Source organism: Bacteroides sp. MSK.20.82, from assembly GCF_019052485.1.
GTDB classification, from domain to species: Bacteria; Bacteroidota; Bacteroidia; order Bacteroidales; family Bacteroidaceae; genus Bacteroides; species Bacteroides thetaiotaomicron.
Window position 1 is genome coordinate 158330 of record NZ_JAHQUN010000011.1, and the last position, 25932, is coordinate 184261.

17 protein-coding genes are annotated in these 25932 nt (G+C 41.6%); 4 read left to right on the forward strand and 13 right to left on the reverse strand.

Annotated features, from left to right (window positions below):
• Positions 1 to 101: 101 nt before the first annotated feature.
• Positions 102 to 1061 carry a hypothetical protein gene (locus KTR07_RS12710; RefSeq protein ID WP_008763528.1) on the reverse strand — a complete coding sequence of 320 codons (960 nt, stop codon included), beginning with the start codon at positions 1059 to 1061 and terminating at the stop codon, positions 102 to 104.
• A 204-nt stretch (positions 1062 to 1265) separates the two neighbouring features.
• Between KTR07_RS12710 and KTR07_RS12715 the strand changes: the two genes are divergently transcribed.
• Positions 1266 to 2195: a UDP-glucuronic acid decarboxylase family protein gene (locus tag KTR07_RS12715; RefSeq protein WP_008763529.1), complete on the forward strand. Its 930-nt coding sequence runs from the start codon at positions 1266 to 1268 to the stop codon at positions 2193 to 2195.
• Positions 2196 to 2218: 23 nt separating this feature from the next.
• On the forward strand, positions 2219 to 3352 hold the full coding sequence (locus tag KTR07_RS12720) for a hybrid sensor histidine kinase/response regulator (RefSeq protein ID WP_008763530.1): 1134 nt from the start codon (positions 2219 to 2221) through the stop codon (positions 3350 to 3352).
• A gap of 124 nt (positions 3353 to 3476) precedes the next feature.
• Here the strand turns inward: KTR07_RS12720 and KTR07_RS12725 are convergent, their stop codons facing one another.
• The 5 genes from KTR07_RS12725 to KTR07_RS12745 are packed head-to-tail and all read right to left on the reverse strand — an operon-like array spanning position 3477 to position 11610.
• Positions 3477 to 6341 carry a PD-(D/E)XK nuclease family protein gene (locus tag KTR07_RS12725; protein WP_022471911.1) on the reverse strand — a complete coding sequence of 955 codons (2865 nt, stop codon included), beginning with the start codon at positions 6339 to 6341 and terminating at the stop codon, positions 3477 to 3479.
• A 35-nt stretch (positions 6342 to 6376) separates the two neighbouring features.
• Positions 6377 to 7186, reverse strand: coding sequence for an energy transducer TonB (locus KTR07_RS12730; RefSeq protein ID WP_117981565.1), 810 nt, complete (start codon positions 7184 to 7186; stop codon positions 6377 to 6379).
• Complete coding sequence (locus KTR07_RS12735) at positions 7183 to 7809, reverse strand: radical SAM protein (RefSeq protein WP_008765841.1); 627 nt, start codon at positions 7807 to 7809, stop codon at positions 7183 to 7185. Before KTR07_RS12735 ends, KTR07_RS12730 begins: the two co-directional genes overlap by 4 nt.
• Positions 7809 to 10982 carry an exodeoxyribonuclease V subunit beta gene (locus KTR07_RS12740; RefSeq protein WP_008765840.1) on the reverse strand — a complete coding sequence of 1058 codons (3174 nt, stop codon included), beginning with the start codon at positions 10980 to 10982 and terminating at the stop codon, positions 7809 to 7811. The genes KTR07_RS12735 and KTR07_RS12740 overlap by 1 nt, the downstream gene beginning before the upstream one ends.
• Positions 10983 to 11001: 19 nt before the next feature.
• Complete coding sequence (locus KTR07_RS12745) at positions 11002 to 11610, reverse strand: RNA polymerase sigma-70 factor (RefSeq protein WP_008765839.1); 609 nt, start codon at positions 11608 to 11610, stop codon at positions 11002 to 11004.
• Between the two features lie 163 nt (positions 11611 to 11773).
• On the opposite strand from KTR07_RS12745, the gene KTR07_RS12750 reads away from it, so the two are divergent.
• Positions 11774 to 12766 carry a FecR family protein gene (locus tag KTR07_RS12750; RefSeq protein WP_008765837.1) on the forward strand — a complete coding sequence of 331 codons (993 nt, stop codon included), beginning with the start codon at positions 11774 to 11776 and terminating at the stop codon, positions 12764 to 12766.
• Positions 12767 to 12825: 59 nt separating this feature from the next.
• Here the strand turns inward: KTR07_RS12750 and KTR07_RS12755 are convergent, their stop codons facing one another.
• The 7 genes from KTR07_RS12755 to KTR07_RS12785 form a co-directional block, all read right to left on the reverse strand.
• The gene (locus KTR07_RS12755; protein ID WP_008765836.1) at positions 12826 to 15147 is read right to left on the reverse strand and encodes a family 20 glycosylhydrolase; all 2322 of its coding nucleotides are present in this window, start codon (positions 15145 to 15147) and stop codon (positions 12826 to 12828) included.
• Between the two features lie 127 nt (positions 15148 to 15274).
• Complete coding sequence (locus KTR07_RS12760; RefSeq protein ID WP_032850749.1) at positions 15275 to 16183, reverse strand: DUF4999 domain-containing protein; 909 nt, start codon at positions 16181 to 16183, stop codon at positions 15275 to 15277.
• A gap of 29 nt (positions 16184 to 16212) precedes the next feature.
• Entirely contained in the window at positions 16213 to 17394 is a 1182-nt protein-coding gene (locus KTR07_RS12765; RefSeq protein ID WP_016267699.1) for a DUF1735 and LamG domain-containing protein, read from the reverse strand.
• Positions 17395 to 17400: 6 nt separating this feature from the next.
• The gene (locus KTR07_RS12770) at positions 17401 to 18528 is read right to left on the reverse strand and encodes a glycoside hydrolase family 18 (protein WP_008763540.1); all 1128 of its coding nucleotides are present in this window, start codon (positions 18526 to 18528) and stop codon (positions 17401 to 17403) included.
• A gap of 24 nt (positions 18529 to 18552) precedes the next feature.
• Positions 18553 to 20097 carry a SusD/RagB family nutrient-binding outer membrane lipoprotein gene (locus KTR07_RS12775; RefSeq protein ID WP_008765834.1) on the reverse strand — a complete coding sequence of 515 codons (1545 nt, stop codon included), beginning with the start codon at positions 20095 to 20097 and terminating at the stop codon, positions 18553 to 18555.
• 18 nt (positions 20098 to 20115) lie between these two features.
• A complete protein-coding gene (locus KTR07_RS12780; RefSeq protein WP_074855782.1) occupies positions 20116 to 22917 on the reverse strand; it encodes a SusC/RagA family TonB-linked outer membrane protein in 2802 nt (933 codons plus the stop codon).
• 746 nt (positions 22918 to 23663) lie between these two features.
• Positions 23664 to 24905, reverse strand: a complete 1242-nt coding sequence (locus KTR07_RS12785; RefSeq protein WP_011107591.1) for a site-specific integrase — start codon at positions 24903 to 24905, stop codon at positions 23664 to 23666.
• 368 nt (positions 24906 to 25273) lie between these two features.
• Here KTR07_RS12785 and KTR07_RS12790 point away from each other — a divergent pair.
• On the forward strand, positions 25274 to 25932 hold a 659-nt coding region (locus tag KTR07_RS12790), incomplete at its 3' end, for an STN domain-containing protein (protein ID WP_217315430.1).

Below are 25932 nucleotides of genomic sequence, written 5' to 3' on the forward strand. Positions count from 1 at the left end.
AAGAACGTATAATGGAAAAAAGTAGGCAATAAGCTTGTCTACTTTCATGATTTGGAATTATAAAATTCAGTTAGTTTCGATTATCGAAATTAGGAAGAACTCTATAGAGCATCAATGATTTCGCGCTGTTGATTAAAGAATTGGATGCGTTGCATCTCACCACTTTCTGAGATGAGTGTAGAGAATTTCTTTAATGACTGAATCCATTCTTTCAGACTTTGAAACATCTGAACGTCCTGTGTAGTGAGTGAATTAATGGAATAAACACGTATCAGACTAAGTTGTAGTGTACTTGTCTCGAGATAACTGTAAGTCGCCTCGAAGTTGATTTGTGACACATAAATATGCACATCATTACCAAAGTCTGTCTTTCCTTTTATAGCAAGCCTTTCCAACTCATCTGTAAGTATCAGCAATTCTTCTTTCAGATTTTGCTTCATTTCGTCTGAAATGAGATGTATGTCGGAAAAATACTGTATATCATTGATAAGATGAAGAAAAACCATGCTGTCCCAAATGTAATCGGTAGAATGAATATGATGCGAAAGTTTCGCAAAATCTTGCTGGACATTGATTATCTTTTGAGGAATCTCCAGTTCTTCGAAATGTTTGCACTTAATATGTTCATTCTGATACATCCACTTGAAGAAACGGAACTTGGCCAGAAGTTCGTGCTTCAGATATAGTGTCTGCGGAATTACATTGGAGGCTGTACCTAATGAGGCATTCGGATCTTCCCGCAGCGTATGGAATAACTTGACGTGCTTGTTGAGGAAATCATAGTAAGTTTCGAAGGGGTTGCCATGATCTACTACATTGATATCGAACATTGCATTGTTGCTGAAGCTAACTCCGGCAATTCTGTCCAGGGATATCCCCAGTTCTTTTGAAATAATGGCTGCTTCCTGAAATGTAAAGGGGACTTCGCCACGCAGCCTCCGGTAGATAGCTTCCTTGCCCATATAAAGGGTATCCATTAATATATTTGCCAATTGTCCTTTTGCAGGGAACTTTTCTTTGGCCGCTTCTATCAGGTTTGTATTAAGTTCATTCATTATCATAATCCTATTGAATTAGTGGTTTGTTTCTATTAATAACACTTGACACAGGAAAGTTGTTTCGGAAACTGAAACTATTTTATTTTTGCTTTTCTTAAAAAATATCCACCTTTAAAATTGTATATTATGAGCAAATCGTTTACATTTGCCTCTATAAACAAGACGGGGAAGTTCTCTTCTCTGAAAAACAATAGTTAAAATTAGAAGATGAAAAGAATATTGGTAAGTGGCGGGGCTGGATTTATAGGCTCGCATCTTTGTACTCGACTTGTAAATGAAGGACACGACGTTATATGTTTGGATAACTTCTTTACAGGTTCTAAGGACAATATAAAGCATTTGATGGGAAACCATCATTTTGAAGTTGTAAGACACGACGTTACTTATCCTTATTCTGCCGAAGTGGATGAAATTTACAATCTGGCTTGTCCGGCGTCACCCATTCATTACCAACATGATCCGATTCAAACTGCCAAAACATCTGTGATGGGGGCTATCAATATGCTCGGACTGGCGATGAGACTGGATGCCAAAATACTGCAAGCCTCCACTAGCGAAGTGTATGGTGATCCAATTATTCATCCTCAGCCGGAAAGCTATTGGGGAAATGTGAATCCGGTAGGTTATCGCTCATGTTATGATGAAGGAAAGAGATGTGCTGAAACCTTGTTTATGGATTACTACCGCCAGAATCAGACTCGCATCAAGATCATTCGTATCTTTAATACTTATGGTCCGAGAATGCTTCCTAATGATGGTCGTGTGGTCTCAAACTTTATCATACAGGCGCTGAATAATGAAGATATCACGATATATGGTGATGGGAAACAGACACGCAGTTTTCAGTATATCGATGACCTGATAGAAGGAATGGTGCGGATGATGGATACGGAGGATGACTTTACGGGTCCGATAAATATTGGAAATCCGAATGAGTTTCCGGTTCTTGAATTGGCGGAAAGAGTGATCCGGATGACTGGCTCTACTTCGAAGATAGTTTTTAAACCTCTGCCGACCGATGATCCGAAACAGCGTCAGCCGGATATAAAACTGGCAAAAGAGAAACTGGGATGGCAGCCTACCGTCGAGCTGGAAGATGGGCTGAAGCGTATGATTGAGTATTTTAAAAATGTCTGATGTAACATAAAAAATAGAATGATATGAATGTGGAAATTAATCCTTCCGAATATAAGGTCCTTATTGTGGACGACGTAATTTCAAATGTCCTTCTGCTGAAGGTGCTTCTGACCAATGAGAAGTTCAATATTGTAACAGCAGGCAATGGAACTCAGGCTTTGGAGCAGGTGAAGAAAGAAAAACCTGATCTTGTGTTGCTGGATGTGATGATGCCGGATATCAGCGGTTTCGAAGTAGCCCAGCAAATGAAGGCCGATGAAGAAATGAGCGAAATTCCAGTGATCTTTCTTACTGCTTTGAATAGTACGGCGGATATCGTGAAAGGATTTCAGGTGGGCGGTAACGATTTTATTTCCAAACCGTTTAATAAAGAGGAACTGATTATTCGTGTAACGCATCAGATCTCGTTGGTGGCAGCCAAACGAATTATCATAGCACAAACAGAAGAGTTGCGCAAGACTATCATAGGACGTGATAAACTCTACTCTGTGATTGCACACGACCTGCGTTCGCCTATGGGCTCTATTAAGATGGTGCTCAATATGCTGATTCTGAACTTACCGAGTGAAACTATCGGCTCTGAAATGTATGAACTGCTGACAATGGCCAATCAGACAACAGAGGATGTATTTTCCTTACTCGACAACTTATTGAAGTGGACGAAGAGTCAGATTGGTAAGCTGAAAGTTGTTTACCAGAATATCGATATGGTAGAAGTAGTGGAAGGAGTGAGCGAGATCTTTACAATGGTAGCCGGGCTGAAGAATATCCACATTGCTGTGGAAATACCTGAAGATCGTATGGAAGTACGTGCGGATATTGATATGATTAAGACAGTTATCCGTAACTTGATAAGTAATGCAATCAAGTTCAGTAACGAGGGATCGGAAGTCTTGGTATCACTGAGAGAAGAAGATAGCATGGCGATAGTTAGCGTGAAGGATAGCGGGTGTGGTATTGATGAAGAAAATCAGAAGAAATTGTTGCATACCGATACGCATTTCAGTACTTTCGGTACAAATAATGAAGAAGGTTCAGGACTCGGACTGCTGCTCTGTAAGGACTTTGTTACTAAGAACGGAGGTGAGCTCTGGTTCACTTCGAAGAAAGGAGAAGGTTCTACGTTCAGTTTCTCGATTCCGTTGTTGGAAAGCTAATATAAGTTCGATATAAGATAAAAACCTGTCCTGTTTTCTAAGCACATTACTTTAGAGAAGTAGTGACAGCTCAGAATAACAGGACAGGTTTTGTTTGATAGTTATAAATTATTCTTTCAGCATTTTATCGTTTACAAATGGCTTTAAAATCACAATAAGCACATTTCTTTGTATCTTCTGTCTGTGTGAAAGGCTCATTCTCATCGAATATTTCTTTTAATAGTCTTTGCAGACGTTCTCGGAATTCATCTTCAAAAAAGGCAAAGTTGTTGACCGGAATCTTCGGTTGGCGTGGCTCTCCCATTTCAATGACGGGCGAATAGCTTTCAGAGGCTGCCCGATGGATGTAGAGAAGGGAAGGAGCTACTTTCAGAGACTGCTGCCGGCTCATAATGGCAGCATACAGGAAAGTCTGGAAGATATAGTTGGGACGCGTTTCCGACGGAGTAAACAGTTGCTCGATGTTGGCAGGCGTCTTGGGGCTTCCTCCGGTTTTATAGTCTACAATACGCAGGGTGGTGTCTTTGGCATCCATACGATCGATGGTTCCTCCCAATCGGAGGGTGATCGGACCTTGACCGGTCTGAATCGTTATCTTTTCGGCAACAGGTTTTTCCATGGCGACCATTTCGAAGGGGGCGTATTGCAGGTCATTCCTCAGCAGTTGTTTCAGATAGGAGACGATTACTTTGGAGTTGATGAGTTGTACGCCATTATATTCGGGCTTTTCGTCTGCCGGAACCTTGAAAAGCTCTTGCTTGAAAGCGAGGTCAACATAGTTTTGTAGTTTGACTTCGTTGCGCAGCAAGCGTTCCAACTCTTCTTTTTGTATTATTTTCCTGTTAGCGGTCAGGTCTGTATAAGCTAATTGGGCGGAGAGGTGGAAGATGGTTCCGAACAATGCGGAGTCGATTTCCGCACTGACTTCGTCCGGTGCTTTTAGTCTGGCTACATAACGGTAATAGAATTTCAGCCGGCAATCGAGATAGGCGTTGAGGGCTGAAGGAGAAAGTATATACGATTGGGGATTCGAACAGTCATAAGAGCAGCGAAGTCGTTCGAATACTTCCGGAGTTTTCTCTATGCTGATATCTGTTGTACCTTGAGGAGATTGTCCGGCTTCAAGATATTCGCGGGTAATCTTGTGAGGCCCTTCTACAAGCAATTGTAACATGAAACGGGATTCTTCTCCACGGTTCAGCCCATTGGAAGAAGTGTTGTAAAGCAAGGTGATGTTTTCCGCCCGTTGTATCAGTCGGTAGAAATAATAGGCATAGACCGCATTTTTGTGTTCGATGGTGGTCATACCGAAAGCTTTCCGGAGGTTATAGGGAATAAAGGAAGAATCACCTCCTGATTTAGGCAATTGTCCTTCGTTGAGAGAGAGAAGGATGATATTGCGAAAGTCAAGGTTACGGGTTTCCAGTACTCCCATGACTTGCATACCAATGGCAGGTTCACCATGGAAAGGAATGTTGGAGGCGGTCAGCACTTTGCTGACCAGGCGTCTTAGTGTGTCGGTGCGTACATTCAGCTCTCCGGTTTCTATCAGGCTATAGAGACGGTTGATGGTGGTATAGCTCTTGAAGAGGGATTCCCGGTAAAGTTGGTTGAAGATATCGTTGTACTCGCTTTCTTCCCGATAGAGAAGGGAGATGTCTTTGATTAATTCGGTCAGGTAGTCGCATAGCTCCTTGATGCCGCTTCGGGGAGTGAAAAGTTTGATTAGGAAATCATCCATTTTCAGTTCTGAAGGGAGCGGGTAGAAGCGGTTAGTCTTGGTCAGTTCCCGTTCCAGAGGTTCAGCGTTGATGGATAGCTGACGGGTATATGGGTGCTTCAGTATAGCGGATACGGTTTCGTAGGTGAAACGTCCGGTAGCGGTACGGTAGCCGTTCGTTTGTAATTCCATAGCGGCATTAATAAAGCTGTATACCGGAGTTTGTGCAAGCGGGAAACCCATCGTGATGTTGACGTTCTTCACTTCTTGCGGGATGGAGTGGAGTACGGGAAGCAGCAGGGCTTCGTTGCAGAGGACTACGGCGTTCTCTTTTTCTTCGTTGGCAGTGGAAAGAGTACTTTGTACCCATTCCGGAAGAAAGCGGGCTTGCGCGTTCTCGGTAGAAGCGGAGATATAGCGTATGTTCTTCGGCTTCCGTAGAGTGTCGAAACAACTTTCGGGCAATTCATTCGGGAATCGTTTCAGATTACGGTTGATGAATTCTCCGGCTTCGTGTTTGGCTATTTGCTTGGTATAAAAGAGATCGTAATCCCAGTAGAACATGGCTTTATCCGCATCTTGTAATAGCTGGAAGAATTTGGTCTCTACTTTATTGAGCACGTTGAAGCCGACAAAGATGTATTTGTCATATTTCAGTCGGGTGGTATCGAGTTGCTCGATTACATTGCGATAGAGCATTCCTTCGTAGGCTATTCCGAGTTCCGCTAAGTTTTCACGGTAGCGGTGGTAGATGGTACCCAGTTTGTCCCAAAGGGAGATAAACTTCTCTTTGAGTACGGTACGGCGCTCGATAGAGAAGTTTTGGAAGAACTGTTGGATTGCTTCTTCCTGCTCTTTATCAAGGAATTCGTAATCGTCCATCAGATTCTTCAGGTCCTGCAAGTTACTGAAGAGTTTGTCCGCATCTACCAGGTTTTTATCTACATCGTCGAAATCGCTGATGAGCAGCTCGCCCCAAAAATAGAAGTCGTCCAGTGTTTCCTGACTTTCTGTTTCTTCACGGAATACTTTATATAGTTCGCAGACCAACCGGATAGGGTCACCCGCTTTCTGTACAGATAACTTCCGGAACAGGTCGCTGATACTCATTGCGGCAGGAGACCAGATCGGTTGGTCGGATTCTCCTGCCAGATATTCGTTGAAGAATAAGTTGGCACGCTTGTTAGGGAAGACGAGTACTGTACGGGACAGATCGTTTCCTATCTTGGTATATAAATCATGAGCGACTAGTTGGAGAAATGATTGCATATCAGTTATAAGTTTTTTCTATCTTAGATATTTGTTTATTGTTGCCTGAACATTACAGGGATTGTGAAGCGGACGGCAACTTTCGTTCCGTCATCCAGTTCTCCCGGTTTCCATTTAGGCATAAGACCGACAATACGTAATGCTTCTTTATCTAAATATGGATCTACACTACGTACCACTTTAGGTTGAATAATATTCCCTTCTTTGTCAACGATAAATCGAACGATGACGCGACCTTGTCCCATGTCTCCTTGGGCTATTTCGGGATATTCTATGTTTGCACTAATGAATTTCATTAGTTCTTGTGCTCCTCCCGGAAATTCGGGCATGACAGCAGCTACTTCTAATACGTCGGTAAGCGAGTCTTTTTCAGTAAGCGAGTCTTTTACTGTTATTATTTCGCCTGATATAGGGGTAATCTCAATTAATCCCATGTCTTGGGGTAGTTCAGGTAATTCTTGTTTGTTTACTGTATCTTTCTCTACCATAGGTATAGTATCCTCTACAGGAGTCGGGCATACTTCTCCAAACATTACACTTGCATTGGTAGAGTCACTGATAGTTTCCTGACTAGTCCCTTTATTAGGAGAACTACTACATGAAGTCATTGGTGCCATTGCTACCAGTCCGGCAGATATACCTAATATAGTTATGGCTTTTCCAGCCATCCGTTTACGTTCCAGCTGTTGTTCCAGATAATGTACTTCGGCTTCGCACTTGGGACAAGTGCCTAGACAGTCACCTTGATATTGACACTCGGAAGTAATAAACTCAATATCATTAGCTTCTGCTATTTGTCTGCGGATATCCTTCAATATCCTGCAGGTTTGTTTTCCTCGTTTCATGGCTGACAATTATTAGGTGTTTTATAAGTAAACCGATCGAATTGGGTGATTCCCATTTCTTTCAGTAAACGGATGCTATAATCGACGTCGTTCTCTGTATTGTATGCGGGAATGACGGGGGTACGAACAATGATTTGTTCGTTTTTTCCGTGATCAATCAAATATTGAAGATTATGCAGGACTTTTTCATTGTCTTTTCCGGTGTACTTTTGGTATATGGCATTATTAATGTCTTTGATATCGATGATATAAGAATCAACAACAGGTACTAGTTTCTCTATATTCTCTTGTGCTACATTGAGTGACGTTTCTACGGAAAGCTGCCATTCCTGTCCACAGAGTTGACGGAATTCATCAATGAAATCGCTCTGTAAACAAGGTTCTCCGCCTCCGAATGTAATGCCTCCGTGAGTAGCGAGAAAATATAACTCATCCTGTTTGACTTCCTCATAAAGCTGCCCGCAGTCATAGTGCTTCCATATATCTTCTGAGTGTAGAGATTGCGGATTGAGGCAATATTTGCAGCGCAGCGGGCAACCATGGAAGGCCACTAGAGTAGTGACTCCCTCTCCATCAGTACTGAGCCGATGGCGGCTAATTCCTATGAGCGGTGCGGCTTTCATTATTTCACTTTTACAATTAGCTCTTCATCTACGTACCACAGGTAGCCGGTGATATTTTTATATCCCATCTTAGTAAGCAGTTGCATATATCCTTTTACCTGTTTGTTATATTGGAGGTTCTCTTTACCGAATTTGAAGTCAACTACAACTACTTGACCGTCTTTCATCATTACACGGTCGGGACGTCGGGTTTGCAACACCCCTTTTTCTTTGTAAATGATGGCACATTCGTTGAACAGGGTCCATTCCCCCGAATACCAGTCTTGAATCTCCGGGGAGGAGAATGCTTTTCGGGCTACTTCCCGTATTTCTTCGGCCTTTTCGCTGCTGGCGATGACCCCTTCGAAAATGAGGCGCTCAATAGCCGGATCAATATCTTCTGCTGTTTCTATGGCAGAAAATAGCGTGTGCAGCATACGTCCGCGATGAATGAAACGGTCATCCGATTCTTCTTCCTCGATCCCCTGAATGAAATCGGCGGAGCGGTTGGATTGACGGAATTCAATCTCATGACGCATGGACTCCATGTGGACAGGCAACTTATCCGGCTTCTGAGTCAGTTTATTGGTCGAAGTTTTTGCTTTTTCTTCTTCCGAAGGACAGAGTTCTCCTTGTTCATAGCAATCTTCCTCCCAGTCGAGGCCTTCTTTGAGGGCAACTACAGGCAGTGTATTGGCCAACAGTTCGGACATAGTTCCTTTTTGTCCTTTCTTGCTCCAGATGATCAGATTCTTTCCGGCACGGGTGAAGGCTACATAAAGCAGGTTGAGATTGTCCACCCACAGTTGAAGACGTTCCAGCAGATAATCGTTCCCATAGATGGATTCGGCCATTTGTGTCGAGTAATTGATGGGAAGGATATCCATGGCATTGAACGGAGCTTCCTGAGGGGCACACCATACCAGTTGGTTATTCGTTTCATTCTCCAGTTTCCAGTCGCAGAAGGGAAGGAGTACTGTATGAAATTCCAATCCTTTGGATTTGTGGATGGAGAAGATTCGGATACCTTCCACTTCACCGCTGGGAATGGTTTTGCTGCACAGCGTCTCATCCCAGTAGCGGATAAAACCGTCGAGCTCCGAGGAGTTACTTTGCAAATAATCCGTTACGGCATCGAAGAAGGCAAACAGATAGGCATCCTGTTCTTCAATGTGACTCATTTCGAAGATGCTGAATAGTTCTTCCAGCAATTCGTAGAGAGGCATAAGACGGAGTTCTTTCTGCTTTTCAAGAAATGCGGGCGGCAGATAGTTTTCTATCGGAAGGAGCAGAAGGGTGTTCCAGTCCAGATTCTTTTGCAGAACTTCGTTCTGATAGGCTATTGCCAGTTGGGCCCGTGCAATTTTATTGCTCTCGTCGGATAGAAATCGCAGTGCGTCTATCATCATGCAGATGGCAAGAGAGGCATCGAGGCGGAAGGCTTCGTCTGATACAATTTTATAATGTAACTCTTTGTCGAAGTAGTCCGCGATGCGGGGAATACTTTTGTTCTTGCGTACAAGGATAGCTATGTCATTCAGCCGTACACCGGAAGAAAGCAGATGCTCTACTTCTTCACCGAGACTTATCAGCGTCTGGTCTGTATAGTCATGCGCTTCGTCCGGTTCCAGAAAAGTGGCTTTGACATATCCTTTCTGTACACTTCGCGGAGATTCCTGTACCACATCGGCATAGGCTTTCTGAAGATCATCGCAATCTTTGCCCAACTGTTTTTTGTATACTTCGTTCAGGTAATTTACGGCAGCAGTGAATATTTGGTTGTTGAACCGGATGATATTGGTCTCACTTCTCCGGTTGGTGGCTAAGGTCTTTACCTTGATGGGGAAATGCTCGATGCGGTCGTTCAGACCGTTAAGGATTCCCCAGTCACCGTTTCGCCAGCGGTAGATGGACTGTTTGACGTCTCCTACTATCAGGCTGTCTGCTCCTTGTGAAAGCCCTTCGAGCAGGAGCAGTTTGAAATTTCCCCATTGCATCCGGCTGGTGTCTTGAAACTCGTCGATCATGACATTGCGGATGTTGGTTCCTATCTTTTCGAACACGAAAGAGGAATCTCCGTCCTTAACCAGTTGATGGAGCAGGGCATTGGTATCTGATAAAAGGAACCGGTTGTTGTCATGGTTCAGCTGTCGCACTTCTTCGTCGATATTGGCGAGAAGCTGTACCTTGTTGAGATGCTGCAGGGAAAGCCGGCAACTATTTAGCAGGAGATTGTTTTTAGAACGCAGCTTCTCCGCATCCTCCAGTATCTGCATCAGGCTGGATTTCGCAAGATCAATAATATCGGCAAACCGTGGAGATGTTTTAGTAGCCCAGTGTTTGGCATCTTCCAGGCATTTCTCTACAGTGGCATTGCGGATGTCATTACTTAGAATGCCATTGTTCAGCTTACGGAAATAGCTGCCGATTCCCCGTGAACCGTTTTTTAGTTCATCTGCGGTAAGGGCGTGTCCTTCCAGTTCTCCTTCAAACTGGTCATAGAATCCTTTCATTTGCTCCAGGATTTCTGTTTCCAAAGCTTTCAGCTGCTTGCGGTATTCTTTGATGGTATCCGGATTGCGGAGGCGCTGGCGGAGACCTTCACCTTTTTCTATATATCCTTCGTCGAAGATGTTGCGCCCGAAATTTTTGACTTCATCCGATACATTCCAGCGTTTGTCATCAGCTATTCGTTCGTTGATGTAGTCTAACAGCCATGCGAGGACAGGAGAGGTGGGACCCAGTTTCTCAATCATGCTGTCCACCGCATCACTGAGTACTTCCGCATTGTTCAGTTCGATATTCAGATTCGGACTGAGTTCCAGCTCACGAGCCAGATTGCGCATGACGGACTGGAAAAAAGAATCGATGGTTTCTACACGGAAACGACTGTAGTCGTGCAGCATATATCCGAGGGCGATTCCTGCGGCTTCCCGTATTTCCTGTTCTGTCCTCTTTGTTTCTTCTTTGATGCGGTTCAGGTAGGCCTCGGAATCTTTGTCACCGATCTGAATGCCGTATAGCTGACTGAGAATACGTTCCTTCATTTCTGCTGTTGCCTTATTGGTAAAGGTAACAGCGAGAATCTGTCGGTAGGCACGTGGATTCAGTACCAGCAACTTTATGTATTCCACTGCAAGGGTAAAGGTTTTGCCTGAACCTGCCGAGGCTTTATAGACTAGGAGTTCACTCATGCTTTTGATATGAATTGTTTCATGATTGTTTGAATATGTCAAGCCCGAAATAAAGAATAAATAAAGGCAAATAGTCTTTTAGGGCAATGCGTAATAGCTTTAAAGCCTGTCCGATACGATAGTTAACGGTTTGGGGAGAGACGTTCAGCTTTTCTGCAATTTCTTTATGGGTCATCCGGTGATTACGATTCATTTCGTATGCTTCCCGATAATCTTTGGGAAGCTGTTTCAGAGCATTCTCATAAAGGCGGAACAACTCATTTTCCAGATAAAAGTCAGGATTGTCGAATTCTTTCTCGAATTTTTCTGTAATCTCCTGATGTACTTTTCGTCTGATCTCGAAATGGGAAATACGGTTCAGAGCTTTGTTTTTGACAATAGTAAAGAGAAGCGTTTTCAATGTAAGCTCTTCCATAAGGTTACAGCGGTTTTCCCATAACCACATCATCGTGTCCTGTACAATCTCCTCAATCTCCTCCTGCTCGCTGACATATTGCGAACAAAAGGCGCACAATCTACGGAAATAATGCCTGTAGACAGCGTCGAATACATATTCTTCGCCTGCTTTCAAGGCATTGATGATAGATTTATTATTGTTAATATCTAGGTATATAGGAGGTTGTTGCATTCTTCATTATTTTTTATGCAGAGCAAAAATAATGAAAGCAATGAAAAAAACGAAATAAAACGGGAGAAAATATTTTTTTCTTTTTTAGTTTAGTATATTTGCGCTGCCAACTGTATTAATAACAGAGGTATTATATTTTTTTATAGTAAAAGGATGATTGAACATGGATGAATCTATCTTGATGAACTACCTGAGGGGAGGATGCAATGACGAAGAATGTCAGCAGGTAGAACTATGGTGTGAAGAAGCACCGGAAAACCGACAAATACTAGAGCAGCTATATTATACCCTTTTTGTAGGCGACCGTATGGCAGTGATGGATGCTGTAGACACAGAAGCGTCACTGACGAAGTTTAAGTCGCTCGTACGTGAAAAGGAGAAAAAAGCCAAGCGAAGAAGTATATCGGTTCGATGGGGACGTTATGCGTCCGCGGCAGCCGCTTTTCTGGCAGGTCTTGTTTTCGCAGGCGGAATTGCGTGGGGATTGCTTTCCAATAAACTTTCTGATTATACAGTGATGACTACCGGTGGACAGAGAGCGCAAACAGTGCTTCCGGACGGTAGTAAGGTTTGGCTGAATGCATCTACGAAGCTTATTTACCGTAACTCTTTCTGGAGTACGGATCGTCAGATTGATTTGTCGGGTGAGGCTTACTTTGAAGTGGCTCGTGACAAGCATGCTCCATTCATTGTAAATACGAAGCATATTAAGACTTGTGTATTGGGTACAAAGTTTAATGTACGGGCACGTGAAGAAGAGGACAGGGTAGTGACCACTCTGTTACAAGGTTCTGTACGAATGGAATCTCCGCGAACCGTCAATAATGGCTATCTGCTGAAACCGGGACAAACGTTGAACATTAATACAACGACCTATCAGGCTGAATTAATAGAATATGCCGAGCCGACCGAAGTTCTTCTGTGGATTAACGGAAAATTGAAATTTAAGCAACATTCATTGCTGGAGATTACAAATATTATGGAGAAACTGTATGACTTGAAGTTTGTGTATGATGACGAAAGTCTGAAGACCGAACGGTTCACCGGTGAATTCTCTACTGATAATCTTCCGGACGAAATATTGAATGTATTGATGCATACAAATCACTTCAGCTATAAGAAGGAAGGACGGATTATTCGATTGTCTAAAAAATAAAGAGGATAAAGAGAATGTTAAAAAAAGGTATGTCGCTGGGCGACATACCTTTTTAAGTTTTATTCCAGCCCTATTTCATCTACGAATATAAATGCCGGTCTTCCTTTACCCCAATGCCATGCCGGTATGTTATATTCCGGACGGGCTGCTATTTTTACATAACGTGCCTGCACTGTATCGAAAGAAAGTTCATGGGTATAGATGCCATTCTTATCTTCCTTACTGACGGCGGGGTAAACTTCGGATTTTACTTCTTTATACTCTTTCCCATCGTTTGATACGGCTACGGAAAGTTCGCGTAAATCAAGAATTTCTTCTCCTATTTCTACGTAGGTGCGTACCCATGCTTTGCTTATCGGAGTCTCCTGTTGCAGGTCAATCACTGCTTCAAGGTCGTTCTGATAGAAGGCAATCCATCGTCCGGTACGGTAATTTCTGCTTCCTGCCAGTCCGTCAATGAGTGTATTCTTTCCTTCGAATTTATACTTTTCATTGATGGGCTGCTGCATGGTGATCGGCTTCATGGTGGCTTTGTTGAATTTGATATCCTCTTTCAACACAGCACTACTGCCATTGGGACGGATAGTGATTGCTTTCAGTGTGCAGCTTTGACCGATTTTCAGCGTGTCCGTGTATATATTGGAACTGGCTGTAGGTTCACTGCCATCGAGTGTATAGTAGACCGGAGTATTATCAATAGTAGATAAGACAACATTCAATACGTTGGCTTCGGTATCAGGGATATATTGGGACTTTACCTGGAAGATATGTTTGGCATAGTTATATTGATTGATGTCATAGACAGCGATCAGTCCGGGCAATCGTTTCAGGAAATCCGCATATTCTTTTTTCTTCGGCATAGTCCACTGTATTTCTGATAATGCGGCCATACGGGGTAGTTCCATATATTCTACCTGACTATAAGTAGGGATATATTCCGTCCATAAATTGGCTTGTACGCCCACGATATGCTTAGCTTCTTCAGGAGTGAGTATCTGAGGAACCGGTTCGTAGCTATATACCTTTTCTAAAGGTACATACCCTCCGATAGCAGGCGGTTCATTGTCTGTATCCATGGTCTGATAGTAATCGAAGTACAGGAATGAACTGGGTGTCATGATTGCGTCGTGTTTATGCTTCACTGCTTCAATTCCTCCTTCTATGCCCCTCCATGACATGACAGTGGCATTGGGTGCCAGTCCTCCTTCCAGTATTTCTTCCCAGCCAATGATCTGACGTCCTTTGCCGTTAAGAAACTGTTCCGCATAATTTATGATATAACTCTGAAGTCTTTGTTCGGCTGTGTGACCTTTATCGGCTTTTAGCCCCAGTTCCTTGATACGTGCCTGACATTTCGGGCATTTCTTCCAACGTACCTTCGGGCATTCATCACCACCGACATGAATATATTCGGATGGGAAAATATCTACAATTTCATTCAGGACATCTTCTATAAATGTCAGTGTCTTGTCATTTCCTGCACAGAGCACATCTTCTGATACTCCCCACATTTTCCATACTTCATAGAGGCCGCCCGTGCAACCCAATTCGGGGTAAGCAGCAAGCGCAGCCTGCATATGTCCCGGAAGGTCAATTTCCGGTATTACTGTGATATGGCGTTCCTTTGCATATTTTACAATCTCCCTAGCTTCATCCTGTGTATAAAAACCACTATAGGGAATGCCGTCATATTCTCCGGAATTATGTCCGATGACTGTCTCCGAGCGTTTGGAACCGATAGTGGTCAACTCCGGACGTTTTTTGATTTCAATTCTCCATCCCTGATCATCGGTCAGATGCCAATGAAGACGGTTGATATTGTGTAAAGCCATCATATCAATAAAGTGTTTGACAGAGTCGGCCGGGAAGAAATGGCGTGAAACATCTAAATGTACTCCGCGATAGGAGAAACGTGGATAGTCGTTAATTTCGGCAGCAGGAAGGCTTATGTCTCCTTTGTTTGTAATTGGGAGTGACTTCCGTAAAGTCTGTATGCCATAAAAAGTTCCTGCTTCTGAAGTACCTGTGATGGTTACGTTGTCTTGGGTTACTTTTAGTTGATATGCTTCGGCATTGTCTGCATTCAGACCTGTTGCTAAGATTATTGCGTTTGAAGTGACTGGCTCGTCAGTGACTTTCAGCTTTTTGCCGGACATCTGATGAATGTATTCCGCCAACAGATTTGCATTTTGCTGCATTTCCTTGTTATCTTTCGGATAGACGATGGAAGTACGGTCATTTAGTACAAAGTTTCCGGTCGTAATTTTGATTTCCTGAGGCAGAGGAATAACTTCGTAGTTTGCCTGCTGAATAACTCCTGAAGAACAGGAAAATAGTCCACTGCATAAAAGAATGACTCCTAATAGATGATGTTTTTTCATTTTATCTAATTTATGTTTGCTAAAGGTGGATTGTAGCTCTATATAAAAACAAGAGCAAACTTATACATTTTTCTTGTAAGTCTGCTCTTGTCCGGTATTTTATTGATGGAAAACTTATTCCATACACTTATTCCCAAGAATATATATAGAATCTTGTAATATCTACACGACCGGGAACAGTGATCATCTGATACTTCAGATAGCGTGTTTTGACACTTTCTTCAAATGTGATAGTCTGAGTTCCTCCCTTTGTAGTCCATTGACCGATGGATACCCATTTTTCGCCATCTTCAGATGTGAATATCTCGACTTTCGTAGGAGCATATCCAGCTCCCCAATGTCTGGTTTGAATGCCTGTCAGAGTTTTCACTGTTTTTAGGTCAACAGTCAACCAGAAAGGTATTCCGTTGGTCGCAACATCACTGCTTCCTGTTCCTGCGACCGAGTTTGATTCAGGATTTTCTACTCCTTCCATAAAGGTGAAGATCCAGTCTTTAGCATTGGTGAGCAGTACATTCTCCTTTTTCCTTTCAGCGCTTTTAGAGATTTTCAGCACTATCTCCTGATAGTATGCTGCATTGGCAACATCTGTTGCTGTTGATTCTATACCTGTTATTTTTATTCTCAGAGTATAGTTTGCCTCTCCTTTGATACTTTCCAACTCATCCCAGTCCGTAATACTTAAGGTAATAGGTTCTGAAGCTGTAGCATTTGCCTTTATTACGGCTGTTTTGGAAGTTAAGTTGATCTTATCTGCTGAGATTCCATCACAGGTAGCGTCAATATTTACATTTATATCCTGGGCAACAGCTTTTTGTGTTGTAGCCATAAACTGAAACTCAACACTGCCTTCAATACCTTCTTCTTCCACATGCTTTAGTGTAAACGAAGGAGTCGGTCTCAAATAATCTGCCGGCAATAAAGAAACATAGCTCATATCCCATTCGTTGACCGAATCATCATCGCTGCAAGATGAGAAGAAAGGGATCATTGCACTCATGAGTGTAATGATTATTGATTGAAATACTTTATTCATAGTAACTATATTAAAATTGTACCATCATTTTATTTCCATGGAGTAGCTTCATCTGTAGACAGAATCTTATCTATCCACACAGGAGTGACTGTTGTGGTAATAGTATGCCCTTTACCGGTAGCATCTTCAAATACATTACCTTTACCTTCATTGAATCTCCAATAAGCTTCTAATCCCGGAGATTTTGGACTTGTGATAGTCATGTTGTTCTGAATCTGAATTTCCGACCGGCATACAGACCAGATACGGGCTTCACTTACCAAGATTTTACATCCGCTCCACCAGCTACCGCCACTGAACCAACTCATATTACCAAATATACAAGGCCCGCCGGCAACGTCTTTTGAACCTCCGTCTTTACCGTTAATATAGATACGATATTTAGAACCGTTGTATGTCACAGCAAGATGTTGCCACTTATTAGGTTCGAAAGAGTAGGTCGGATTCAGATAGGTTTCATGAGTCTGAATCTGAACTAATGAGTGAGCTTTGTGGTCACTATTGTCGCTTTGCGGATCTTCGAAACGCAATAACAAGCTCTTGCCGTCGCTGCCGGATGTGCTGAATACTGCACGGTTACGATTGGCAGTATTGCTTACCTGGAAACGAACTTCGACAGTAAACTCGTTGTAGGTTTCAGGAGCTTCAGAGAATTTCTGGGCTACGAGTTCTGTACTTCCAACAAATTGCGGGGCGGAAAATTCCATGATACTATTGGCAAGAATCACCAAGCTACCGGTAACAGGCATTACATCAATACTACCTTGTTTTGCTACCAGGCGTACGGGTAAAGCATATGATTCACCGGATGCATTCATTTCCTCGGAGAATGCTTTGATATGTATGGAAATGGGATCTGCATTATAAGCGCCTGCTTTAATCGTAATATTGTCCGGAAGGGTGTAATGGGTTTCCGGCAATGCGATGTAGTTTGTACCATTAGCCTTGTTGTATGCGTCAAGAGCAGCCTGATCTATTGCCAGACTATAGCTGTTGTCTTTCTGTTGTGTATTGCTGATATGCGCGTTCAGTGTGACATTGGTTTCACCGCTGCCCATAACAGTCACTTTGGTGCTTGTTGCAGTTAAAGCTTCTTCGAAGAAGACGTGCGTGTCCAATGTACTATAATTCGCATCGTCACAGCCGATCCATGTACCGCCTGCGATAAGCGATATCAACAAGAAGTTTCTTATGTTTTTAATCTGTTTCATAGTGAATTAATATTTAATTAACGGTTTGGTAGAAGGATTCATAATCTGGATAGCTTTGCGTAGATTCTTGTATTCCGGATTTGTCGGATACTCTGCTTCCATATGATAGCTTCCTACTCCGCCTTTACGGAAACCATTTTTCGGTTGCCAGCGTGCCATTCCTTCCAAAGATTTCATGCTGTTGCCATAACGGTCGGTATAAGGATATCCGCCATCCATAGCAGCATCTACAGCCTCAAAGTTTTCGGTCATGATGGTCATCTTTGTGATTTGCTCTTCGGACATTACGCTACCGTAAGTCTGAACGAGTCCCGGACCTGCTACACCACCGTCTATCAGACGTTTGTCCAGATTGTTGTCATTACCGGGTTTATAGGCCTGAATGATAAAGTAATCAAAGTAAGGGCCTACATCGGGTCTGTTCTTTATACTTTGCGGTTCGCCGTCAATGATCAATAACTTGCCGGTTCCCGATTTAGGACCGAAGTGTTTGCCAAGTTCGTCTACGAATATGAACATTCTGTCATCGTCGTCCACAATGTTACCTTTATTACCATAGTTTGGTTCGTAGTCGATATCGAATCCGTCATAGCCGTATTTGTTGATCGTATCAGCGATAGCATTTGCATATTTGCGTATAGATGCTTCGACGGCTTCTTTATCAGACTCGTCCGAAGGCCAGCCCCAGAAATCATTAACAGCTTCCTGTTGGCTTGCGAATCCCATTGACTCCCAATTGTCATATATATGTTGTGGAGTGATCTGTGTACCTACCGAAGTGATGATAAAGCACATGGTGAAGCGAGTTCCTTTTACTTCTTGACAGAACTTGAGATCCTTCTTTTGCGCTTCTGTAATATTCGACCAATTCCCCCAGATGGAAACGACATCCACGCTATCCGGGATTCCTGCCATGCTGTTTACTAATGAAGCGCCTTCGCCTGTCCAGTTGCCGAACCATCCGAAAGCTTTGGGATGATCAGACTTTTTATATGCGCGCAGGGCTGCATAGTATTCTTCTGAAGGACCTTCGAAGTAATCTTTTGCTTCTGATTCTGTCCAGTCATTACAGCTCACCCATATTGGGGTGCTCAACGCTAACAATAAAAAATATAGTAAATAATTCTTTTTCATATTAATTCTAGTTAGGAGGTTATATTAATTAGTTTTTCCCCACGACAAATCTGTGGCTTCATTATCCGGACCACCATTTTTCAGATACGAAACACCTTGCTGATAATTGGAATGGTTGTTCTGTACTTCCGTGTAAGGGAATCTCAGACGACGCATACCACGCTTGCTGTCTACTCCTGATGGAGACAGATTGTCGATGCAAGGATAGAGTTCCGGATAACCGGTACGGCGATATTCAGCCCATGCTTCCAGTCCCAACGGATAGTTGGCTATCCATTTCTGAGTAATGATACGCTGAAGATTTTCTTCTTCATTGTTGTCATTCCATGCAACGGCAACGGTGTTGGAGATGGTATATGCATGGCCTCTGGGATCATTATTATGTGATACTGTCGGTTTTTCGGTATTTGTCAGATAATTGTCAGGCATTGTTGTGCCGTACTGTTCCATGGAGAGTTTGATTCCTTCTTCATAGTACTCTTTAGCCGATTTATTGCCGACAGACCAGTTCTTCAGTTTGCCTTCCGCACGGAGGAATGCTGTTTCAGCAGCGCAGAATACCAATAGCTTTGAAGTTCCTGTGATGGCCGGTATGGAATAACCTGCAACGTCACTTTTGGCAAAACCATCTTCTCCGGAGCGCATGCCCACATATTCCTGAGTGTGACCAGTGAATGTTGAATGGTTGAAGTATTTAGACATACGCGGATCACCGTATCCGTTCATATAATCAACGATATTGGCATTGACACGCAAATCACCCCAGCTTACAGCTGCCAATTGGTAAGGGTTTGTCTGCGAGCCGCAATCCATCATGGCATTGTCATTATTTGCTTCGATCAGTCCGGCTTCATGAGATGCGGCAGCTTCCGCATTTTCTTTTGCCATCTCCGGATATGCTGTACTGATGCGGATAGCCACCCTCAGTCGCATGGAATTTGCGAGTCTTGCCCAGTTGGCATAATTGCCGCTGAATATAGGGTCGTTGCTGGCGAGCGGTGCGTTACCATTGGTATCTTTGTAATAGTTATAGAGTACGTTGGCAGCGCTTGCAAAATCTTCCATTATATTCTTATAGACTTGTTCTTCTGTGTCATAAGCTACATAGAAGTTACCTTTTTTCACTTGACTGTAGGGCATCGGACCGTAACAATCGGCAACACGCAGCATGGTTATGGCCCGTATCATACGTGCAAAAGCATAATAGTGCCCGCTTTCATTAGTTGCTTCCTGTATCTGGAAGAAATTACCGTATATTTTCTCGAAATTAGTATTCCAGGGACCTGCATTCCAGGCATCACTTTGATTGAATGTGCCGAAGTTAGTGCCGCTCCATACATTCGCACATGTCAGATAGCCTCCTAACTGACCGACCATCTGATCCATCATCTGCGAGTCATTCTGTTGAATGTTTACGATCGTCTCAATCATTGACTTCATCAAAGTAGAAGGGTCAGCTTCATGAATCTGGAATTGATTGGTGTTGTATTCTTCAAAATTACCGGTACAACTCCCGGCAACTAATACCAAAGCAGTACCGACTGTTATATTTCTTAGATATTTCTTCATAATAATTTTCTCATTAATTTAGAATTGTACTTTTACATTAAATCCTATATTGCGCATGCTCGGTTGCATGAAGTAGTCCACATTCATATAGTAATTACTGGATGTAGAAGCAGACAATTCAGGGTCAAACGGTGCTTTGCAATAGATCATCCACAGGTTGCGTCCTACAAGCCCGAAGGTTACATTGGCTACATTGTTCAGCCATTTCTTGGGAAGTGTATAGCTAAGACTGAGTTCCTGAAGACGGACATTGGTGGCACTGTATAAATAGTATCTTCCGTAACCGCCTTCACCGGTACCGATGGTCTGATAGTATTTCTGTGTATCTACTTTTCCGTTATTCATTGGTACACCTTTATTGTCACGTGCATTTGCCGTGATACTTGATACGCCATAGTAGTCCAGAACACCTTGCGTGGCTGAGTATGCCAGACCACCTACACGTGCGGAAAGTACGACTCCCAGATTGATTCCTTTGTAAGTGAAATTGTTGGTCCAGCCTAAATTATAGTTGGCGTTCAAATTTCCGACTTTGGTAGGAGTCTCTGCCGTATGCATACTAAGTCCTCCGGTCTGAGCATCCACTTTTATATTTCCGTTATTATCTTTGGTTAATTCATTGTACACGTATATGTCGGTCATTGTACCTCCTTCTGTCAAGATTACTCGGGGAGCTACATTCTCTTTACCAAGCCATCCTACAGGCATGTTTGGCATATCGATCAGTTCGCCCGTTACAGGGTTGGTGCTACCGCCTGCCAGACGTTTTACCTTGTTGCGGTTCAGAGTGAAAGTAGCATTTGATGCCCATCTGAATCCTGCCCATTCATCGGTGAAGCCGAGCGCCAGTTCGATTCCTTGGTTTTGTACATTACCAGTCTGAACGATTGCCTTATTATATCCGGAGGAAGAGGGAATATCTACTTTAAATGTCTGGTTTAAAGTATTGGAACGATAATAGGTTGCGTCCAGATTGAAGCGGTTTTCCCAGAACTTCAAGTTCAGACCGATTTCCCATGATTTGGTTTTCTCCGGTTTCAGATTGTCCATCGGGTAAACTGTCGGGTTTGCCCAGTTGTGAGTCTGGCTGTTATATTCATATCCCGGGTTAGTCAGGTAGCGGTCGAAAGAAGAGGCTACAACTGTGTAAGAACCACGTACTTTTGCATAAGATATGATTTTAGGCAGAGCGAACATTTCCGTCAGTACAGCCGATAAGCCGACAGAAGGGTAGAAATATGAAGACTGATTGGAGAAAGCCAGTTTGGAATCCCAGTCATTACGTCCGGTCAACGTGAGGTAAAGTTGACTTCTCCATCCTAATTCGACATTAGCGAATATACTTTGTACTTCGTCATCGTATCCGTCCGGTAGTGGTTTATAGTTTGCAGCGTAATTAATATTATTCAGTGCAAAGAAGTTAGGTATAATCAGGTCACCAGCAAAGCCGATTGTCTGCATGGAAGTGTGATAAAGTGACATACCTATATTGGTATTCAGACGGAAATCTCCGAATGTTTTATCAACAGTAGCCATTAAATCGGTATATAAAGAACGTTCCTGACGCATAGCATCTTCAAAACCACCATTGACAGAGCAGAAAGTGGCAAGTGTTGAAGCGTATTTTTCTGTTTTGTTACGATAATCCGAGTTGTCCAAATTGACACGTCCGGTGATATTTAACCAGTCTGTAACTTTCCATTTCAGAGAGGCATTCAGCATATAGCGTTTTTTGTCAGAGGTACGTCTGATGCGGTTTTGAGTCCAGTAAGGATTCTGCAAAGACAGTCCGCCGTCGCCATAAGGCCAGTATTGTTTCATAAATCCGTAATTTGTATCGTAACGTTCGTACAGGCGGATTTCATCAAAATTATCTCCGCGTGGAAACAGATACAAAGCGGGTAGGGGATTGTAATATTGTCCCTGAGATACCATATTGGTATTATTCTGTATGATATATTGCGCACCGATATCCAGTGTCAGCTTATCATTCAGGAAGTTAGTTGTATTGCGTGCGGTAAAGTTATAGCGGTTGTAGCTGTTATTTGGTAAAATACCATCTGAATTTGTCGTGGAAGCTGAGAAGTAAGTCTGATTTTTATCGCTTCCTGTCGATAATGTAATGGAGTTTATAATATTACTACCGGTATTGAAGAAGTCTTTCGGATCATATCTTTTATCTGTCAGATCTCCCCAGCTGAACAAGCCTGAACTTGTTCCGTATCTGTTCTGCATCTCAGGCATAATATATGCCTTGGAGAAGGTCGTACTATTGGAAACAGTAAGTGATATCTTTTCTTTTTTCCCTTTCTTTGTGTTAACCAGGACTACTCCATTGGCTGCGGCAGAGCCATAAAGGGCAGCAGCTGACGGTCCGGTCATCATACTTATACTTTCTATATCGTCCGGGTTTAAGTCTGCTACTGCATCAGAACCACCCATTGATCCGTACTGACCGTCACCACCACTTGAACCTGTGTTAAACATAGGTACACCGTCAATCACATATAAAGCATTGTTATTCTTGGTCAATGACTTCATACCACGCATTACAACACGTGTAGCACCACCGGCACCTGTAGCACCGCTGCTTATCTGCACACCGGCTACTTTACCTGCAAGCGAATTGATAAAGTTGGCATCTTTCACCGCTGTTAAAGCTTCTCCCTTTACTTGCTGTACATTATAACTCAACGCTTTTTGTTCACGTTTGATACCCAACGCAGTAACTACTACTTCGTCCAAGGTTTGCGTGTCTTCACCCATTGTGACTTTTAGGGGTTGGGCGTTGGCAAGCGTGATTGATTGGGAGTAATGAATTTATAGCTGTTTTCATACTTCTTTATGTTCTATTTTTAAGAATAGCCAGGTAGTCAAAGTCTATGAAATCTAATAAATAGCAAAAAAATGTATAATTTATTGCAAGATTATGCGATGTGTTTGCATAAAACAATTGCTTAGTGCATAAAAATGCCATCTTCAATTCTATGAAAGAGCTTTAAAATATACGAACGGAGCAGTCGTTGGTTTAAAAGGAACGGCATTTTGGTTTTAAAGGAAACACCAGTTCCTTTAAAACCAAGATAAATATGGGCACTTTGAAAGAACTTTTTCTCTATTTGATTTAATTTTTCGCTTGATTCTGAAATGACAATATGATTCTATATATTGTTATTTATATTAAAACGCCTGTATTTTAAACGATTTAATAACCATATAATTATTAATAACGTTTATTTAAATCAAGCCGTTGAATACAAATCAAGAATAAAGGTTTTATTTCTAATTCTTATATAGTTTAGTGTAATATATTACATTCTAGACACATTAAATATGCATTTTTTTAAGAATGTGCTGATTTTACTGATTTCATGTTTTCTATTATTTATAAAATGCGACATTACAAGATATGATTAACCATATGGTTAATCATATCTTGTAATGATATTAGACACAATGAGATTTTTCTATAATTCATCATATTATCGTATACTCATTTATTTTATGCCTATGCAATAAACACAAAAAGTAGCGTTGTGCATACAATTTGCATGCACCATTCAAATTTACATTTTATTATCGAAATTAGTCAGTAGTCGAGCATTTCTAATCCTCTCTTCCTTTTCAAAACATGCTAAATAATTCTCAGTAACAGTTAAATTAGAGTGACCAAGACTTTCTGAAATATAAGACGTTTTGGCTCCACCACGTTTTAGTACTGTCGCAAATGAATGTCTTGCTGTATAAGTAGTCAGTTGAGCAATACCTGTACCTTGGGCTATTTTTTTTAATTTTCTATTACATTTAGTAACGATACGACGCACTAATTTGATCTTTTCAAAAGCATCTTCATTCCCTTTGGCATATTTAAAAATATAGGTTTGTGGGCTTATATTAGGGTTTCCCCACTTATGAATGATATCCCACATCTCAGGAGTTATAGTAGCACGTATTTCTTTACTATGTTTAGTAGTCCTGGATGTTTTGGAACGTATAAAACAGATTTCTCCATCTACAATATTTGAGTACTGGAGAAATAACAGATCCATAAAATTAATTCCATTACATAAATAAGAGAAGAACCATAAATCACGAAATTCCTCTAATTCATTGGTAGAATCCTGGAAAGACATGACTCTTTTTATCTCAGGAAGAGTGAGAGCCAGCTTTCGACCATGTCCTTCTGGTATTTCATATTTATTCTTTCCAAAAGGAAATGATGATTCTTTCAGTATTCCATCTCGTACTGCACGGTTTAATATGCACTTTAAGGTTCGAAAATAAATACTCACACTTGAATAGCTCTTACCGTTAGAAATCCAAAACCGCTCACAGTGCTTCAGCCACTCCACAGTAATTCTGTCTAATGGAATATTGGTACCACCAAAACATTCTAAACTCTTCAAAGCACTTCGATAATTTAAATATGTACTTGCCTGCTCATTATCCTCTAATTCCTTCATCTTTAATTCGAAAGCTGTACGCAGATTGATTTCTTTCGTATGCCTTCCAAGTCTGATACTCAATATTTCAAAACTAAATTCTCCTTTTTGGATAAGTTCGCTAACTTGTTGTTTTATAATAGAAAAACTACTTTCGATATCAGTCCTTACCTCCATTAATAACTGACTTTTTGCCTTTAACAATCTATCCCAGTCTTCTTTTGACAATTCTTTCCCCGTAGAATAATATTTCTGCTTTCTCCTAAATACGACTTGAACTTTAACTGGAAATAATCCATTAATTTTAGCCCTTCTGGTGTCTAATATGGTCAATACAGAAACTCCATCTTTTGAATATTTGAACATAAAATGATTCTTTATATCTATCTGTTATTTGAATATATGCAAATTGCATGCAAATGTAATAAATTGAATAGTTTTTCAGAACTACTTAATGCTCTATTTATCAAATGATTATGTATTTATTTTTCAAAAAAATGCTTAGTCTAACCATTTTTTACGAAAAAAAATCTTATTTTCGTTTAGTATGGTTGCAGTATCAAATGTATTACTGATGAATAAGCGCTTATGAAAAATCATTTTTAGTGTAACCTTTAAATTTATAAATATGAGAAACAGAGATACATAGATCCTTTGTATGAGTGGCGGTTATATTTATTACCCGCACATGTTTGTTAACTACCTAAAAACTATTTCTAATTAAAAAGAATAAGATGAAAGAAATTATAAAACACAAGTTTCCATACTTGTTATTTTTCCTTTTATTGTTTTCGAGTTTTGCCTCAGCTTATGGGCAGGAACGAATGATTACCCTTAATCTATCGAAGGTACCTCTAAATACTGCATTGAAAGAGATAGAGAAACAAACTTCAATGTCAGTAGTATACAACACAAATGACGTCGATATTAATCGTGTCATATCTATTAAAGTTTCTAAAGAGTCGCTGACTAACGTTATGGGTCAGCTGTTTAAAGGAACAAATATCAGTTATTCAATAGTCGATAAGCATATTGTACTTTCTACTAAGAAAGAAGTAGAACAACAGAAAAAAACACCAATCGTTGCAACGGGAACAGTAACAGATGCACAAGGTGAACCTTTAATTGGAGTTAGCATTCTGGTGAAAGGAACAGCTACTGGTGCGATTACTGATATGGATGGAAATTTCAAAATACAAGCTGCCAAAGGTGATGTGTTAGAAATCTCCTATATCGGTTATGCCTCCCAATCAATCACGCTTGCCAACGCCCAACCCCTAAAAGTCACAATGGGTGAAGACACGCAAACCTTGGACGAAGTAGTAGTTACTGCGTTGGGTATCAAACGTGAACAAAAAGCGTTGAGTTATAATGTACAGCAAGTAAAGGGAGA